General features: G+C 52.6%; 1 protein-coding gene and 1 pseudogene. Both read right to left on the reverse strand.

The window, feature by feature from the left end:
* Nucleotides 1-728 (reverse strand): annotated as a pseudogene (locus VFS25_RS17405) (hypothetical protein); the annotation flags it as partial.
* Nucleotides 729-808: 80 nt separating this feature from the next.
* A partial coding sequence (locus tag VFS25_RS17410) for an alpha-L-fucosidase (RefSeq protein ID WP_326463442.1) occupies nucleotides 809-2,452 on the reverse strand: 1,644 nt, incomplete at its 5' end.

The raw sequence follows: 2,452 nt of genomic DNA on the forward strand, positions 1-2,452 counted from the left end.
GTAGCGCTGTCTACCTCTACGGCATAAGGATAGTCCTTTAGGCGCACCAGCGATGCAAAGGGATGCCCGTTCCATAGGTACAGTGAGTTCATGCGGTTTTTGGCCAGCATATCCAGGTAGCGGATCCACAGGGCCTTATCATACAACCAGGGAAATACTTCGGGCGTGTAGGGATATTCATACACCATTCTGCCCGGCAGGTAAGTGGGCTTTTGTATGCCAACGCAGGTGCCGCGCAGCACCATTTCCGGCTGGTCTGTAAAGGAAAGCTGCGCAGGCAGGCTGCCTGCCGTACGCACCCGGTCGGCCATTTCCAGGCAGCCGTACAATACGCCGCTGGCATCGGCCCCGCCAATAACAACATGGTTGCTGTTGCCCAGCAGGGTAAAGCCTTCCTTACCCGGTGTTTTTGTAACGGAAAAATGACAGGTACGTATAGCCTTTTGTGTGAGCGCATCGTTGAGCAGCCCTATTGTGATGGCTGTTCCGCTGCCAGGCAGGGTTGCCTGTTCTTTAACAGTTACCTGGTAGCCTGCTTCCTGCAGGGCTTTGCGTAACTGTTCCACGCCGTAAGTGATCCGCGCAGCAGGGTGGGGCGCTGTAACCAGCGTAACAGCTTTATTGCCGGTAGTAAAATTATCTGCATTAAAAGTAGCGGTAGCAAAACCATTTCGGCTTAGCAGGCACACACAACCTGCCAATAATAAAATATTCAGCAATCGTTTCATACATCCGTTTTCATAACGTATAAAGGCACTTTTTATCTTCCCGTCAATCCCATTAATTATTCATTCTTCATTATTAATTACTACAGCCGGTCTGCAATCTCCTCCATCACTTTTTCATTCAGCTGCACCTGCACCATGCCAATAGGGTGAAAGCGCTGCTTGTTATTAATAGCTGCGTATAAAATGGTATAGCGGCCGTTTCCTTCCGGTATCAGGCACAGTGGCGTGCGCATTATATCCCACCACTTTTTCACTTTGGTGTGTATGGGAAAATACTGTGCTGCGGTCCAGTGCAGGCCGTCTTTGGAAAGGGTGTACCCCATCATATTAGGTAAATGCAGGCCAAAACCTTCAGGGCCGCCGTCAAAAACAGCAATATACAAACCGTTGGGCAACCTGCTTACGATAGGGTTCTCCACAAACCAGGGGTGTATGGATGTAACGGGGTTCACCGTAGTGTCCATCCGGGTCCAGGGGCCTTCCATAGTGCCGGATCTGGCAAGGCCTACATACCAGCCCTTGCCTGATTTAACAGGATAGTCTTTCCAGCTGGCATAGGGATAGGCGCCGCCGTAAAAGGCCATCCACTCATTACCTACCGGGTATGGATAAAAAAAGGCAACGCCCTGCCGTCCTTCCCACAGCTGGGAGTTGATGCCGGGCTCCATTACAATGCCTTTATCAGTATAAGGTCCGCCGATGCCTGCAATGCCTTCTTTCACCGACTCTGCCCGCCAGATGCGGCCGAATGAATGATTGGGTGCTATCTCTTTATCCACGGTATAGGCCAGGTAGTAGCCGTACCAGCGGTTGTGCGCTTTGTTGAACACCGGCATAAAAGACCACAGGGCCGCTCGCCGGTCGTTGGCAGGGTTATCGAAGTGGCTTACAGCGTATTGGCCGCTGGATGCATATAATGTGTTTTCCCGTTTCCAGTGTATGGCATCGGTGCTGGTCCAGTGCCCGATGCGGGTTTTCACCCGGTCGTAATAAGCCGGCATGCCTTTTTCGCCGGCCCTTTCCGTAGGGAATAAATGATAAACGCCATTCACCTTAACACAGGTGCCGCCTTCAAACCCGCCCTGTATGCCGCTGGTGCCGGGCATGCCTTCCTGTATTACCGGCGCATCCGGCCCGCCCAGTATTTCAAATAAGGGCGTGGCAGGGTTGAATAAAGGGGAACCTGCCGGTGCGCGGTTCCCCTGCGATACGGACGCTTGCCCGTTCTCGTTCACGTTATGAATGGAATGTTGAACAATAACACGGAATACATAAGCCAGGTTGGAAGGGATGCGCGTTTTGGCCGGTATGGTCAGCGTCAGCCCCGCTTCATCCAGCTTATACGGCATGGTTTGCAGGGCTTTGAGGCCCAGCATCTGCAGCGATTGAATGTTACCACCTATGCTGCGCGGGTTCAGCTCTTTCAGGTGCACGGTATTGCCATCGCCCGGCCAGTCCAGGAAAATGGCATACAACGTATCGCCCCTGCGGGTGTAATGCACCCGCTGCCCTTCAGGTGTGGTTTCCCCGAATACGCTGAAGGGGCGTGTGTTGTAAATGCTTTCGCCATTGGCCCACATCCACTTGCCCACGCGGAACATTACCTCCTGCTGGTTTTGCGGGATGGTGCCGTCGGATTTGGGGGAGAGGTTCAGCAGCAGCTGCCCGTTTTTGCTTACTACTTCTATGATCTTGTGTATAATTTCTTCAGGGGTTCGTATTTC

Origin of the sequence: Chitinophaga sp., from assembly GCF_035761305.1 — a bacterium.
GTDB lineage: Bacteria > Bacteroidota > Bacteroidia > Chitinophagales > Chitinophagaceae > Chitinophaga.